The sequence below is a fragment of the Paenibacillus sp. NN59 genome (assembly GCF_057597225.1).
In genome coordinates this window covers 2,884,765-2,899,043 of sequence record NZ_CP199678.1, presented here as the reverse complement: position 1 = coordinate 2,899,043, position 14,279 = coordinate 2,884,765, and the positions used below count along the sequence as shown (strand labels likewise).

Below are 14,279 nucleotides of genomic sequence, written 5' to 3'. Positions count from 1 at the left end.
CTTCACGTGGCGGCAAGGTCAATCATTTGATTCGAGCAATCGCCACTTGGTGGAATGTCTGGATAAACGGCCTAGGATCTATCTCTACCATATAGGGATATACTCCTGTGCTCGTATGCAGATAGAAAAAACCACCTGCGTCCCCCATCCGGCGAAAAGACATATCAAATACTTCCGTAATCCTGAACTCCCTGTACTTGGTCACGATTCGATCCGAATAAAGGGTCATGGTACGGGCATTCCTCTCAATCTCCTGCGAAAGGCCAGTCATCTCTCGTTGTACTCTGTAATAAGGCAGTATGGCAATATAGTCCATGTTCTCCCTCCAATCGTGCTTGATCCTTAGTTTTATCATAGCAGATTGGCGCTTTCAGACAAAACAACCTTTAAGTTGTTTTAAGCCATGAGTCCAACGCGTCGCGTCACTTGGATACGGTTCAGATTATGTGATTTTGGTTACCACATTTAACGAGTATTTAAGTTCCTCTTCAATGTCCTTTATGGAGAAACATTGTTCCACATGATACACGCCTGGCTGTTGACCGTTCATATAGACCCTTTTCGCTACAGCTGCAGCTACCTCTGCTGTGAGAACAGCCTCCTTCTCGCCAACAACGAGCTGCTCTATTCCCACCCGCTCTCCATTTTTCCATCCTGTCGCATCTATCTTCACAGCAAACATCGGCTTACCACCTGGAATCGCAGCAAATGCTTTTACTACCAGATCACGAACCCAAGCAAAACGCAGCAGCTTCACTAATCCTGCTTGTCTGGATATCGACAATGCTCTGGTAATCCAACGGGAATCCAAGCACAGTCGGGTTGAAACGGTAGGGATGTGCAACGTTTGGGCTACAGCCTGTTGGTCTGAAAACGGAAATCGATATGCGATCCGTCTTCCCAGTTGCTCGCCGAAATCAATCCATTTTCCATCGCTCAAACTCTGAACTTTGGTAAACTTTCCATGCTTCTTGACCTCATAAGCCGTATTCATCTGGTCTACCGTCCATTCGATTGCCGCCTTGCCGTGCTTCTCCCCGAGACCAAGCATCACCGTGATGTTCGCCTCCTGCACTTGATCCAAATGCATCGACGCTTCACGAACAAGCAGATTGGTTATGCCGGGCGACAAACCAACGCTAAGAATAGCGGTTGATCCAGAAACTTTCATCACTGAATGCAATCCTTCCACTTGTTTTAAGAAATCACCTTTGGCAGAAATATCGATGTAATCGGCTCCGGCTTTGGCACAACTTTCAACAAACCGGGTGTCATTCTGATCTACACACATGACGACAAGTTTAACGTGTCGCAACATGGCAGGGTCCACCGTTTTCATAATATTCAGTTGCAGTGGTTTAACTACTCCACCCGTCTGGCGACTGAATTGTTCGGCACGTTCCAATCGTGTACCCGCAGCCCACACTTTGCCGGGAAATGCTTGCGCAAGCTGAGTACAGACCATCTGCCCCACTTGGCCATAACCACCAACAACCCAGATCTGATCCTTCATGATGTTGTCTTGTTGTATATTAGTCTCGGATTGCATAATACCCCTCCACCCAGAATGCTGCAAAATAACGGGTTATCCTTGAAAAACCGCACTCCGCAAGCAATCTCACTAAAATTTCAGCGAATACGGGATCGGATGTCTGACCGAGCGATGCGGCGAACCGTTCCCATTCCTCCGTAAGCACTCCCGCCTGCATCATATGTTCCCGCCACGCCTGCATCATGATTGGATAAGCCGGAGAATCCAGATCTGCATTAACAGACGCAAGGATTAGAGGTGCGCCGGGTTTGAGCTTACTGGCGAGATGCATCAGGAAAGACTTTTTTGCTTCCAGTCCCTGAATAAAATGCAGCATCAGCATACTCGTGGCACCATCGTACAATCCATCCTCAGGTAATTGTTTAATGGTCTCGGAAAAAAGCTTGACCCGATGCGAGATGCGAGCTTCATCTGCTCTTTTTTTCGCTAAATCCAACATCGGCTTAGAAGTATCCATGCCTGTCAACGACCAGTCAGGATGCTTTGTACCCAACAAAGTGATTTCCTTGCCCCCTCCAGCCCCAGTAACTAATATTCTAATATGGTTGTTATCTGCTATTGTTGCTGTGAGAAGTTTATCCATCAGATCATGCATGTGGGCATATCCCGGAATTTTGAGAGCAATCGATTGTTCATAACGAACGATGTCCGCGCTATCCCAACTCATGGGTGAAGGATTATCCGAGCATGTATGATCCGTTCCTTTATTTCGTTTTTCATCCCGTGTACCATTTATATGATCTTTCATCGCAGTTACACTCCTCTGAATTTGAAGTTAGACTTGACTCTGAAATCGTCTAATTTCATTATAAAAGGATACATACAGACGACCATCCCATAAGTATGGGATATTAACGTACTCGGGAAGGAGCTTATCCAATTGACCAGCCTAATTACTGCACAGAATGTACACAGGATTACTTCCCTTGAAAAAGGAAACTGGACCTCTCGCACCTATCGGGAAGCTGTTCTCAAACAAATTCATACGGTTATCACATATGATGCTTATTGCTTCACCACCGTAGATCCTTCCACCCTTCTTTCTACAGGCGCGGTGACGGAAGATGGCATTGAAGTCATTCATGATCGATTATTTATTAATGAATACATGGAAGAGGATATCCATAAATATAGCGACTTGATTAAGTCCGGTCAGTATGCTGCTATTTTGCATGCTTCCATCCAATCACGGCCTGGAGCAAGTTCACGTTACACGAATATTTTACAGCCTGCCGGATTCGGGGATGAGCTTCGAACGGTATTTGTGAATAACGATGCCTGCTGGGGTTATCTCACGTTGTACCGCAAACAGAACAAGCTTACATTCTCTGAAGAAGAGCGGGAGCTCATGCAACACTGGGCATCCTCAATTGCATTTATGCTACGGACAACGCATCTATTATTGATGGAAGAGCTTCAAGGTGGCAGTCCGCGGGAGCCAGGCATTGTTATTTTACGCGCTCCGCTCGAACCTGTAATGCAAAATCCGGCCGCACAATACTGGTTATCCCAATTACGCCGATTGGAGCAGATTGAATCCGATGTGCTTCCGAGACCCGTTCGTGCCGTGATTTCTCATCTACTGCAATCCATTCAAAAGAATGCCTCGTCAGCTTCACCAACATCGGACGGTTCACTGTCTAAAGTATGTGTCCAGTTGGCGGACGGTCGTTACGTTATGCTTCAGGCTAGTATGATGCAGTCTTTCGAATCGGCAGAACATGCAGAGAAATGGGATCAGATCGCCGTTTGGCTGGAGCAGGCTATGCCTCAGGACATACTCCCCCTGCTGTCCGAGAGTTATGCCTTATCCGCTCGGGAGCGTGAATTGCTCGCCTATGTGCTACGCAGCTTTTCCTCGAAGGAAATTGCAAAGGCTATGCATATTTCAGCCTACACCGTTCAAGATCATCTGAAGTCCATCTTCGCCAAAACAAAGGTTTCCTCCCGTCGGGAGTTAATCTGGCATTTTGTTTCCCGTTTTCAATTATCCGGAGATCTGGATATACCTAGAATATAAGTTAAGCAAATCAAAGAAGCGTGTCCCTATGGACGCGCTTCTTTGATTGCATTATTTAATATTTTTATAACTCAACTACGATTTGGCAGGTTTAGCAGAACGTTTGGAATTACCCGCATTTTGTGTATTCTTTGCACTATTGGTATTCTTTGCGCTCTTCGTGCTTTTAGCACCTTTGATGTGATCAGGCTTCTGCGTGCTTAATTCCGTCACTTCGGCTACCTGCGGATGCTCGACTGGGTACAATTTGCGGAACAGCAACGTCTGTAGCACTAAGAACGAACCCCCAACCGTCCAGTACAGTGGCATAGCTGCTGGTGCGGAAAACGAGAAAAACGCCATCATTAGCGGGGAGATATACCCCATTATCGCAAACTGTTTGCGCTGTTCAGGAGCCATATTTGCCTGTGATACCTTCGCCTGAATAAGATAAATAACAGCTACAACTACAGCCAGTACATAGTCAGGTGCGCCAAGCTTGAACCACAAAAACGAATGGGACGACAGCTCTGGCGTTAGCCGAATTGCCGTGTAAATCCCCGATAAAATCGGGAGTTGAATTAACAATGGCAAACAGCCGATATTCAGCGGGTTGAATTTATGCTTTTTGTATAACGCCATTGTCTCTTCAGACAACTTCTGCCGGTTAGCCGTATCGTTCTTGCCCTCGTACTTTTTCTTAATGGCATCCAGTTCAGGTTTCATCGCATTCATAATCACCCGTGTTCCCTGCTGGGACTTGGCTTGACGCATCATGAGCGGTAATAATGCGAGCCGAATGACAAGTGTAATGACGATAATCGCAACACCATAACTTCCACTAAATATACTGGCGATATGCTGAATCAGATACGACAGCGGAAATACGATGTAATGATTAAAGAACCCTGGAGTGGAAGAATTAATCTCTGATACATTATTACTGCATCCGGCAAGCAGCATAACTGCGAATAAAATCACAATCAGGCCATAGATCCGTCCCTTGCCAGATGTGAGTGTGAACCTCTTGTTTGTATGTTGTTCCATATATATCCTCCTTGTTGATTGGTTGATTCCAGTCTCAACAAGGAAATACAGTCTGGTTCATCTTCATCCGGTGCTTCTTTTCGTCTGACCATGCGGCTCCAGTTTTCCGGCCTGCACTGTAAGTTCAAGCCAAGTGCCGGAAAGACGGGTTCAATTCCGTCTCCAGCTCCACCTTCCATCCAGTACTCCGTCATACCACAGTGTAGATGGGCAATATAGGCGTAACTGACGGTAAAAATCAGACCAATGGAGAATATATACGGCAATAGCTCATGTAATTCAAACAAGAGATTCACCCCCTTCATACGTTTATTTTTACATTATAGCACTTACATATCACGTTTGCATAAATGAACTGCTGGCAAATCCAAACTCCGCTCTATTCCGTTCTTAATTTGGACAATTCTACCCGGGCTACAAGATAACAAAGATGGGATGAAGAGATTATATCAATCATAGGAAAAACCTCCATTCATCTATCTACGTTTTATTCTAAATGATAAAATAAGAACACAAACAGAAATCTTGACCGATATAACTTCTTATTTTAGATTGCTAAGGAACGTCATACACCTTGTCATCAAGGAGGAACCCCGATGAAGCTACATCAGCAATACTTGCTACTCCACAGCCAGCTCGGCGAAACATCAGAACACACCATAACTCTAGCAGATCTCTCTGTGATCCTTGACTGTACCCATCGCAACACATTAACGATTGTGAAAAAAATGGCTTCTTTGGGCTGGATTCATTGGCATGCCCAGCGGGGACGAGGACGGCGTTCGACACTATCTCTACTGATTCCAGCAGATCAAATTGCTGCAGAGTACATGATGCAAGCGATGAATCGCCTGGAGTTACAAGAGGCTGCGGATCAAGTTCGGGACTTCTCCAGTTCAATCTCTATGCAACATGTTCTCAATCAGTGGTTGCTTGGTTATTCAGGGCACCACACGGAAGCTGGAACGAATAATGAACCCATTGATACGTTTCGTTTACCTATTCGTCAGCAACTTCATGCGCTCGATCCGTTATATATTAATCTGCTTGCCGAGTCTTTTGTAACAAGCCACGTATACGATGGACTTGTACAACGAGATGAACGAGGAAAGATTCTGCCCTGTCTAGCGCATACATGGGATGTATCCGATGATAGACGGACATGGATTTTCCATTTGCGGAAAGGGGTTTATTTTCACAACGGCAGTCCCTTTACAGCACCCGATGTCGTCTATTCGTTCGAGCGGCTGTTATCTACAGAGCGCCGTACATTGTACCGTGAAATTATGAACCAGATCCATTCAGTTGAAGCGTTAAACCCCTTAACTGTGCGCTTCTGTTTAAAACAACCGCAGGAATTGTTTTTATCTTTTCTGACGACAAGCCGGGCCGTCATTGTTACTCGAAACCCAGATACAGATCAGATAAACATGCCTACCGAGAAGATACAATCCATGCTGAAACCTGTTGGAACGGGGCCTTTTAAAGTCACCGCATGGGATAACCACCTGTGCAGACTTGAAGCTTATGCAACTTATTTTCAGGGTAGAGCTCTTATTGACCGGGTGGATATTCTGCAAATTCCGTGGAGTACTCCACAGGAGGGACTTGATCCAAATCAGGAGCCTGGACCAATTGAACATGTGGAATCTCCCTTCTTCCACCTTGTTCATAATCCGGCTAAAAATGCGGGTACATCTTGGACACAGACAAGCTCTGGTGTGACCGTGACCAAGTTGCTTACGTGTAACACACAAAAAACCGGACCGTTAAACGATCCGGCTATACGAGCCTATTTGCAACAGTCTATTGATCTGGCACAACAGAAGGGGACACAAAATCGGCCTCAACATCATGAATATAAATATGAGAATAGTCCCACTTCGCAGGAGAGCCCTCCTTATGCTGAGCCCATTGCCTTGCACCTTGCTACCATTTCGCAATATCGGCCCGATGCTGAGCGGCTTGCACTGGTTTTGGAAAAATCCGGTTTTCATTGCACCATACACACAGGTAGCATGGAACAATTCAAAGGCGATTGGCGGCTTGAATCCGATCTGATTCTCTTTTCCCTGATTCAAGATCGTGACGTGGAGCTTCGCAGATATGATCTGTTCTCCACATTATCCGAGCATCTGGAATCCCCGTCTCAGGAGTGGGTTCAGCATAGATTACAATCCGTTGCTACATCTCCACATACCAGCGAGCGTGAGCAGGCACTATTCGATATCGAAGAAATTCTAATTCGTGAACACCTAATGTTCATTTTGTCCCAAAAACCTGTAGAAACCGCTTATCTTCCTTCCGTTCGCGGAATGTCATTCAACAGTCAGGGCTGGGTTAATCTGCGGCACATCTGGTTTCCCTCTGATAAGTTGTGAACCTTGGCATAGTCCATCATCTTTCTGATAAAGTCATACTCTTTCCCGTGTGGGTTCGGGTGTAGTTACGGCTCAAGGAAACCGTATCCTTTCGACGATAAACACCAAGAAGCAAACCGATCATAGCGTATTCAAGTATCACATGAGATCCATATCCGATAAGGGGAAATTCAATACTCATGATTGGGACCATTCCCGTGACGATCGCAACTGAATAACTCAGTTGAAGTGCAAGTGTAACCGTTACAGACAGTACAATCATCGAACCAAACTTGTCTTGTATACGCGGCAGTATTTTAAATAATGTATTTACAAACCACACTATGCCAACAATAAACAGCGCACAGGCAGACCACCCAAACACGTCTATAAGCATAACCCCTGGATAACTCAGATAAAGATATTTTAAAGTTGATCCTATCGGGATATTCGTACCATTTCCCCACCATCCCGCTGTTTTGACGATATCAATAATAGCGTTATTCATAAATTCCATACCCTTAGAGTCTTGATCCAGATTAAATACCACAGACAACCTTTCGAATCGACTATATTGATCTGTTACAAGTAATAGAAAGGCTGCAGCCGCTCCGCAAAAACACGCAGTAATCAGCGTATACAGCCACTTTCTTGTAATCCATCCGAACAGTAGCAAAGATATGCACCCAAATAACGACAATCGGACCCAATCCGAGATTTGATAGATGAGTACCATAGGCAAAGCTACTAACGCAACATAGGTAAAGATCATTTGCACGTTCAGACCCGAACGAAAATGGGAAATGACAATCCCGCCGATCGCGAGTGGCAATATCCAAAGCGCGGACGTGGTAACATCGATTGAGAAGCCAAATGGCAATATGAGCATTCTATTCAAGCTACCATACGAGTCTGCTATCACCGGGGTAATCCATAAGAGAACATTCATTAGAATGTATACCCACCAAGCAGATTTAATCCATTTCCTATAGTCGAAAAAGAGGCAGAACAACATGGCTAACATCCCCATACTTGTATACAGTAGATGGCCGGATGAGTATTCATTTCCCAAGTCTAATAGACTATTCGTATATATCCAGGTCAAAACCATGCCAATAAGAGCCATCCCCACGACTCCCGCCAATAATCCCCAGTGCATTCGGTGACGATGAATTTTGTGCATTCTTTTGCCTAGATCAGCCGGATCACCCATTTGTTCAATAGCGTATGTGGCAGCTGCCTCCGGTGTAAATCCTTCATGCTCCTTGTCATAGGTCATCTCTTCAAGATGATTCCCGAGTTCCTCACGAAGATCTTTATGTACTTCCCTCGCCCTGACCTGACCACAGATTTGATCCAGATAACTCTGAATCTGTTCCTTTTTTTCTTTCTGCTTCCCCTGCTCTTTCACTTGCTTCAGATTCATCAGGCTAAACCTCCTTCACCGATCACGCGATCTACAGCACGACGAAATAGAGACCATTCCGCTTTTTTCTGTTGTAATGCCTGTATGCCTTGCTCTCGAATGGAGTAATACTTCCGTTTTCTGCCCTCCACTTCTGCCCAATAAGCCTCCACCCATCCTTCGATTTCCATCGCGTGTAGAATCGGATACAATGTTCCTTCTTTGAGATTAAACACTCCCTCTGATTGACGATGCAGTTCCTTAATCAGCTCATAGCCATACATGGGTTGTGCATGAAGTAAAGTTAAAATTAATGTTTCTGTACTTCCTTTAATCATTTGTTTATTAATCTGCAAACAAAACGCTCCCTCCTAAGTACTGGTCTAATACATCGGAAATCTATGCATAGTTAATCTAGGTGTCATGATACCTTATAATTCCTTCTATGTCCAGCACCCCATTTATCTTTTTATGTTAAACTACCTCTATCCAGCCTTAAATTGTGTATAGAAATTTTTTCGAACTTTACAGATTTAGATATACCGATATTACGAATTAAAGGAGACATTCTCTCATGCGCAAAAGTAAACTTATTTTCTTTCTCGGCGGAGCCGGAAGTGGCAAAACTACACTCGCCAAAGCGCTCTCGCGTAAATATAAAGCTGCATTTTTGGACATGGACATCCTGCTTCGTCCCGCAGCTGAGGCCATCATGACGTTACAAGGGCTTGATCCATCAGACCGGGATTCACCAGAATACAAACGCCTGTGCCGTGATCTAGGTTATCGAATCACGATGGACGCCGCTTTGGATAACGTACAACTTGGTGTAGACACTCTCGTGGTTGGGCCTTTTACCCAAGAGACCGGGACACCGGATTGGATTGAGCAGGAACTCGCACGCATTGGCCGTTCCCTCGATAACACAGACGTTCGAGTGGCTTATGTTTACTTGCAGAACGAAGCGTTATACCGTCAACGAATCACAGCGAGACATTCCCCATTAGACGAATGGAAACTAGCTAACTGGGATGCGTTCCGTTCTTCTCTTGATCGAAAAAGCGTGGCCTGGCCACTTCCAACGGAATCTATCGCATACATCGACAATTCTAGTGATGATCCTGCTATTGCTTTTGCTGAATTGGAACGACGGATGTATGAGTGAAAGGAAAAGGTATGTGGGGTGAACTGGAACGGGTTCGGGTATTATAGGATGCAATTTTGAGCGCGCGGGTGTAGGTATGAAGGCAATCAAACTCTAACGATCCTGAGAGAGCTTATTTGGACCTTTTTGGCGGTTTTAAAATTTTAACGATCTCAGATGACGCTATTTTCCAAAAAAAGGCCTAAATACACGCAAAAAGTTACTGAAACAACGAAATCGGTTCAACCCCTTAATATTGGACACTAGCTAGCTTTTTCTCAGATTGATGCATCATAATGCAATGGATTTGGGCTCTATGGTTCCTTCGTTGACCAGGCGCAGGTAATCTGTCGGCGACCAGTCGTGTAGACTGCCGTGAATACGGTCTTTGTTGTAATAACGGATATAACGGTCTACCTCGGAAAAGGCTTCTTCGTAGCTTTCGAAACAATGTCGCTGGTAACACTCACGTTCCAGAACACTATGAAACGATTCAATAAAAGCATTTTTATTCGGTGTTCGAACGGGTGTCCGCTCATGCTCTAAACCTGCTTCTTCACAGAAGTTATAAAACGCTTTGCTTATAAACTGAGGGCCGTTATCGGTACGAATCACGAGCTTTGGCTCGGTCTTAGGGATACGTCGCGTTACCATAGCCTGCCGGAGCGTATGCAGGATGCTCTGCGTGTCGCAGGCTTTACCGCGATGGTGAGCGACGATTCGACGATCAAAAACATCAATAATACTTGCGAGGAAAAAGTGCCGGCGTTTCCCCGCAACATAACCGTACTTGATATCCATCTGCCACAATTGGTTAGGCCCATCTACCGTTCGGTTATTAGCTACTTTTCTCGGTACGGTATGGATTTGTTCGCGCTGAGGGAGAAGGATACTGAGAGACTTACAGAGCCGATATACTTTCTTTTTGTTAATTACCAGATTGTACTTTCGGCGTAACAACACGGTTAGTTTTCGGTAGCCAAACGCTGCATTTGGCCCTTGAATCAAACGACGAAGAAACCCGACAATCCGAGTGTCCGAAATACGATTCCCTTGCTGGTTGTAAGAGTATCCAGGGATTTTTCGTCCGCTACTTATGGGTTGCTGGCGTTCAGGGTGTTTCAAGTGATAATAATATGTTGAGCGAGGAACATCGCAGATCCGGAGCACCGTACGGACAGGATATCCTCGCTCAATCCAACCTATCGCGGTTTGTAGTCGGGATACTTTTTTTTAACGAGATCCTTAAGAATCTGGTTTTCTAATTCTTTTGCGCCAAGAAGTTTCAAAGCTTCATTGTATTTCTCCTGTAATTCTTGATAGTTGGCTGCATCTTGCTGTATTTGTTGTGTTTCTTTTTGTTTTTTAGCCACCAGTTCCCCCACCTCATCTTCGTATTGACGAACCCAAGTCGTCAGCGTTTTAGGAGACATGCCGTACTTTCGTGCCACGACCTCTGTCCGGAGGCCAGAAAGCACCTCTACGACATACTCCTTTTTCGCCTCAACTGGGCATCTAAATCGTCTTTTCATGAACACTCTCCTCATTTCATTTAGTGTATCTGAGGTAGCTTTGAGTGTCCAATTGGATTAGGGGGCTTTAAAGAAATAAGCTCTCTGGTGATCGTTAGAATTTTATATCAGTCTAGATGGAGGAAATAAGGTTCCTGCTGATCGTTAGAACTTTAAGGGTCGGGATTAGAACTCATTTTGCTATTCTTATCTGATACGTTAACGTGTTCCGATCACCGCTCCGTTCAATTGCTCTCTCCATTCCGTTCCTCCCCTTAACCTGCTTGACGCACTCAGCTTCGATCAGTAAACAAAAAACACGAGAGAGTGTTATGCTCTCCTCGTGTTTCTGTGTTTCTGTGCATTTTGTGTTTTCTGTGCTTTCTCTGTTTTCTGCAATTTCTGTGTTTGCTCTATTTACTCACGCTTGTTGTACTTTGGACTTCCCCAATTCCACTACTGCATCACAATTCGTTCGCCTGCTTCATTTTCTCCCGCGTTCAGCAATACGAGCTGTAATGAGTTTATGACTTTCGTCAATCTCCTCGGGTGTGCAGGCCGCTTTCAGTTCATACACTTTCACAGGAGATCGATCGATGATATCTAGAAATGAATCAAAATAGCTCATGTCCTGACTATGAATATACGGACACCAGTGATCGGACAATCCTACCGTTTCATGGATGTGAACCCCCACGACATGATCGATCAGCGCATTCGCTTCGCGCACATTGTCATACAATCCCATGCGATCCATCATCATGCCGTGGCCGATATCATACCATAACCCAAGCGGTGCACCCTTCATCTGACCAATGATCGTTCCTGCTTCCTGCAACGTAGGCATCTGATAACAGCGCGAACGGGTTTCAATTCCGAAATTCACACCATATCCACGCTGCTCTGACAGATTACATACCTCTTCTAGACTTTCCTGTATGCGTCTCAAGTAGTGCTCACTACTAGCCCGTCTCTTCTCCAGCATCTCATGCCACAACGCTTGATAAGCCGGTGAATCCTTGCCTTGCTTGTGATAGATCTTTTTCAGAGCTTCATCAATGTTATACTCAAACGGCACTTCCCCCGGGTGCACAACAACAGCCTTCGCACCGTAGCGATGAGCATATTCGGCAGAACGAAGCAGCAGTTCAATCGCCTTTTTACGCCGCGCCTCATCGTCGAATCCAAGCAGCACCGAATCCGTTCCATAATCCGGATCGGCTACATGCGGAAACGTGTTATGCACACTCGATACACCCACTTGCCCACGTTCAATCATCGGTTCAATCGTCTTTAATAGCTCATCCGTCACATTATAATTCAACTCCACCTGCCTGAATCCAAGCGACAGAATCTCGTCGATCATACCTTCACCCGTCGTATGGCGCTTGATATTCCAACATGTCGAGAATGAGTATTCTTTTTTGTCTGTATACATTTACTCTGCCCTGCCTCCTTCCGCACATTAGCCCTATCCCAGTCCTTCTAATAGCCTTCTATAGAAGTCCACTCTTAGTCTCCTGCCTAACCCTGTGATACCGTCTTGCCTCATCGATCTATTCGCTGATCTCGAGTTCAAACTTCATACGGTTCTCCGTCACACCCGGAACATAACGATAGATTATTTCAGCATAGTCGGTATACATTAATACTGCCGGCGCTGGCGCTTCTGCTTTTACAGAACAGGTTAGCCCCGGAAGCGTCCAGCGTGTCGGTTGTAAATGCTGAGGATGCAGGTGAGGTCCTTTGATTTCAAAATAAACCTCGATCTCTTCCGCCGTATCCAGCTGCACTTCAATATACAATGTTTCCGGCGTGACCTCCGCTTCAAAAGTGATACCCCGCAGATGGCTGTTCCAGTCTCCACCTGTTTCACGCCGAACAAGACGCAAGTAATACCGCTCTCCTGTCTCCGTCTGCCAATGAATCGTTGCCGGATGCATCTGGCCGTTGGTATTGCGACTGCCAGACATCGCTCCCATCATTCGTCTCTCTCCAATCCAGGCCGAAGCGGTGCACAAGTTTCGATTCGCTTTTGGATCGCTCCGTTCGCAGAGCTCCATGAACTGTTTTTGCACGAGTCGGTCTCCTTGATGGGCTTTGAAATACGGTACAGCCTCTTCAGGGACATCAACACCCAACAACGCTATCATCGGATCATGCCCCGATTCACAATTCATGCCTGTCAAATACTCGTAGCCTTCTCCCAGCAATAGATAGAGAAAGACACCGATCGAGCTATGCTCCCGCATCTCCATATCATATGCCCGCGCAAATGGCCCGGAGAGATTCTCCAGATTGGCATTGTAATACAGCGCGATATTGTTCCATAATCCATGCTCAATCGAGTGAGCAATTTCAGTCATGCGCTCAGTTACAGCATACTTTCGGAACATGCCAAGTACGGCGAGATCCACTCCGTAATAGGTCGTGGTATTGAACTCGGCAAACGTGCCTCCGAACTGCTCAAACTCCTGTAACAGACTTTCGGCCTGCGCATCCGCATGCTGAATCCAATCCGTTCGCTGGAACCGATGTCCATAATAATGGGTAATAAAAATATGCATCAGTTCAATGTTGGTGTTCATTGGAATCACATCTGACCTTCTGCGATCAACAGAGCCCTGAACGGCACGTTCCATCGCTTCATCCATCCGCTGAATAAGCGTATCCGGCAGAAGTGCCGCAAACTCGGCTGTTGCTATAGCACACGCACATGCGATAAATTCCCGCCAGTTCGGATCATAACTGATCCAGACCGGGGGCAAAACAGCGTTCACGGACGTATAGAACAGTTCTTTCAATTGTTTGGCGTCTGCGCCTTCCTTCATCAAATCATTCTCTTGCTGCAGATTATGAATAAACTGCGCAGACACCTTCTCAAAGGTGCGTTCCAGGAAATAGGCTGTGCCTGGCGCAAATGATTTCCATGCATAATGACCCGCAGGCGGGTGCTCTTCATTTGTCTGGGTAGCAAAGGTGCCGTGATAGATTTCTTCTGGCGCATCATATTGATAATCGAGCACTTTGTGAAACACACGAACAGCCCGCTCCACATCGCCGGGCTCCTGACGAATCAGCAAGCCCAGCGCATAATGTGCACTGCCTCGTGTACCATGCTCTGATGCATCGTCTTCAAAGCTGCGAAGCAATGCGAATTCATCGTCATAAAAACGATCCATCATAATCATGGACTGGTGTACTAGATGTTGCTGTTCCTTGGACATCTTCTTAACCATCGGTTGTGTCATGCCTATGACC

The 14,279-nt window shown here is 45.7% G+C and carries 14 protein-coding genes; 3 read left to right on the top strand and 11 right to left on the bottom strand.

All coding sequences use genetic code 11. From position 1 onward, the window contains the following. Positions 1 to 22: 22 nt before the first annotated feature. The 3 genes from ACT89M_RS12995 to ACT89M_RS12985 form a co-directional block, all read right to left on the bottom strand. On the bottom strand, positions 23 to 316 hold the full coding sequence (locus ACT89M_RS12995) for a hypothetical protein (protein ID WP_090923969.1): 294 nt from the start codon (positions 314 to 316) through the stop codon (positions 23 to 25). 126 nt (positions 317 to 442) lie between these two features. Continuing rightward, positions 443 to 1,549, bottom strand: a complete 1,107-nt coding sequence (locus tag ACT89M_RS12990) for a saccharopine dehydrogenase NADP-binding domain-containing protein (protein WP_154889498.1) — start codon at positions 1,547 to 1,549, stop codon at positions 443 to 445. Continuing rightward, the gene (locus ACT89M_RS12985) at positions 1,533 to 2,300 is read right to left on the bottom strand and encodes a class I SAM-dependent methyltransferase (RefSeq protein WP_487345278.1); all 768 of its coding nucleotides are present in this window, start codon (positions 2,298 to 2,300) and stop codon (positions 1,533 to 1,535) included. The genes ACT89M_RS12990 and ACT89M_RS12985 overlap by 17 nt, the downstream gene beginning before the upstream one ends. Before the next feature lie 132 nt (positions 2,301 to 2,432). Between ACT89M_RS12985 and ACT89M_RS12980 the strand changes: the two genes are divergently transcribed. After that, positions 2,433 to 3,572, top strand: a complete 1,140-nt coding sequence (locus ACT89M_RS12980) for a helix-turn-helix transcriptional regulator (protein WP_487345277.1) — start codon at positions 2,433 to 2,435, stop codon at positions 3,570 to 3,572. 75 nt (positions 3,573 to 3,647) lie between these two features. Here the strand turns inward: ACT89M_RS12980 and yidC are convergent, their stop codons facing one another. Continuing rightward, positions 3,648 to 4,598, bottom strand: coding sequence for a membrane protein insertase YidC (gene yidC / locus ACT89M_RS12975; RefSeq protein WP_253494927.1), 951 nt, complete (start codon positions 4,596 to 4,598; stop codon positions 3,648 to 3,650). Beyond that, the gene (locus ACT89M_RS12970; protein ID WP_090923965.1) at positions 4,535 to 4,885 is read right to left on the bottom strand and encodes a hypothetical protein; all 351 of its coding nucleotides are present in this window, start codon (positions 4,883 to 4,885) and stop codon (positions 4,535 to 4,537) included. The genes yidC and ACT89M_RS12970 overlap by 64 nt, the downstream gene beginning before the upstream one ends. A 309-nt stretch (positions 4,886 to 5,194) precedes the next feature. On the opposite strand from ACT89M_RS12970, the gene ACT89M_RS12965 reads away from it, so the two are divergent. Further along, the gene (locus tag ACT89M_RS12965; RefSeq protein WP_487345276.1) at positions 5,195 to 6,979 is read left to right on the top strand and encodes an ABC transporter substrate-binding protein; all 1,785 of its coding nucleotides are present in this window, start codon (positions 5,195 to 5,197) and stop codon (positions 6,977 to 6,979) included. A gap of 16 nt (positions 6,980 to 6,995) precedes the next feature. Here ACT89M_RS12965 and ACT89M_RS12960 read toward each other — a convergent pair whose 3' ends face one another. Continuing rightward, positions 6,996 to 8,384 (bottom strand): FtsW/RodA/SpoVE family cell cycle protein, encoded by a 1,389-nt coding sequence (locus tag ACT89M_RS12960; protein ID WP_154889506.1) that lies wholly within the window; start codon positions 8,382 to 8,384, stop codon positions 6,996 to 6,998. After that, positions 8,384 to 8,719 carry a PadR family transcriptional regulator gene (locus ACT89M_RS12955; protein ID WP_186809674.1) on the bottom strand — a complete coding sequence of 112 codons (336 nt, stop codon included), beginning with the start codon at positions 8,717 to 8,719 and terminating at the stop codon, positions 8,384 to 8,386. Before ACT89M_RS12955 ends, ACT89M_RS12960 begins: the two co-directional genes overlap by 1 nt. 218 nt (positions 8,720 to 8,937) lie before the next feature. On the opposite strand from ACT89M_RS12955, the gene ACT89M_RS12950 reads away from it, so the two are divergent. Then, the gene (locus ACT89M_RS12950; RefSeq protein WP_154889508.1) at positions 8,938 to 9,528 is read left to right on the top strand and encodes a P-loop nucleotide/nucleoside kinase family protein; all 591 of its coding nucleotides are present in this window, start codon (positions 8,938 to 8,940) and stop codon (positions 9,526 to 9,528) included. 270 nt (positions 9,529 to 9,798) lie between these two features. Here ACT89M_RS12950 and ACT89M_RS12945 read toward each other — a convergent pair whose 3' ends face one another. From ACT89M_RS12945 to ACT89M_RS12930, 4 genes are all read right to left on the bottom strand, one after another. Continuing rightward, positions 9,799 to 10,704 carry an IS3 family transposase gene (locus ACT89M_RS12945; protein WP_308723561.1) on the bottom strand — a complete coding sequence of 302 codons (906 nt, stop codon included), beginning with the start codon at positions 10,702 to 10,704 and terminating at the stop codon, positions 9,799 to 9,801. A gap of 5 nt (positions 10,705 to 10,709) precedes the next feature. Continuing rightward, entirely contained in the window at positions 10,710 to 11,039 is a 330-nt protein-coding gene (locus ACT89M_RS12940; protein WP_221789174.1) for a transposase, read from the bottom strand. Positions 11,040 to 11,502: 463 nt separating this feature from the next. Then, positions 11,503 to 12,456 carry a sugar phosphate isomerase/epimerase family protein gene (locus ACT89M_RS12935; RefSeq protein WP_154886158.1) on the bottom strand — a complete coding sequence of 318 codons (954 nt, stop codon included), beginning with the start codon at positions 12,454 to 12,456 and terminating at the stop codon, positions 11,503 to 11,505. 118 nt (positions 12,457 to 12,574) lie between these two features. Next, positions 12,575 to 14,269, bottom strand: a complete 1,695-nt coding sequence (locus ACT89M_RS12930) for a hypothetical protein (RefSeq protein WP_154886159.1) — start codon at positions 14,267 to 14,269, stop codon at positions 12,575 to 12,577. Between the last annotated feature and the right edge of the window lie 10 nt (positions 14,270 to 14,279).

Excerpts from the sequence above, each read along its gene's own strand:
- ACT89M_RS12995 (WP_090923969.1), bottom strand. The coding sequence starts at position 316 with ATGGACTATATTGCCATACTGCCTTATTACAGAGTACAACGAGAGATG.
- ACT89M_RS12990 (WP_154889498.1), bottom strand. The coding sequence starts at position 1,549 with ATGCAATCCGAGACTAATATACAACAAGACAACATCATGAAGGATCAG.
- ACT89M_RS12985 (WP_487345278.1), bottom strand. The coding sequence starts at position 2,300 with ATGAAAGATCATATAAATGGTACACGGGATGAAAAACGAAATAAAGGA.
- yidC (WP_253494927.1), bottom strand. The coding sequence starts at position 4,598 with ATGGAACAACATACAAACAAGAGGTTCACACTCACATCTGGCAAGGGA.
- ACT89M_RS12965 (WP_487345276.1), top strand. The coding sequence starts at position 5,195 with ATGAAGCTACATCAGCAATACTTGCTACTCCACAGCCAGCTCGGCGAA.
- ACT89M_RS12960 (WP_154889506.1), bottom strand. The coding sequence starts at position 8,384 with ATGAATCTGAAGCAAGTGAAAGAGCAGGGGAAGCAGAAAGAAAAAAAG.
- ACT89M_RS12950 (WP_154889508.1), top strand. The coding sequence starts at position 8,938 with ATGCGCAAAAGTAAACTTATTTTCTTTCTCGGCGGAGCCGGAAGTGGC.
- ACT89M_RS12940 (WP_221789174.1), bottom strand. The coding sequence starts at position 11,039 with ATGAAAAGACGATTTAGATGCCCAGTTGAGGCGAAAAAGGAGTATGTC.
- ACT89M_RS12935 (WP_154886158.1), bottom strand. The coding sequence starts at position 12,456 with ATGTATACAGACAAAAAAGAATACTCATTCTCGACATGTTGGAATATC.
- ACT89M_RS12930 (WP_154886159.1), bottom strand. The coding sequence starts at position 14,269 with ATGACACAACCGATGGTTAAGAAGATGTCCAAGGAACAGCAACATCTA.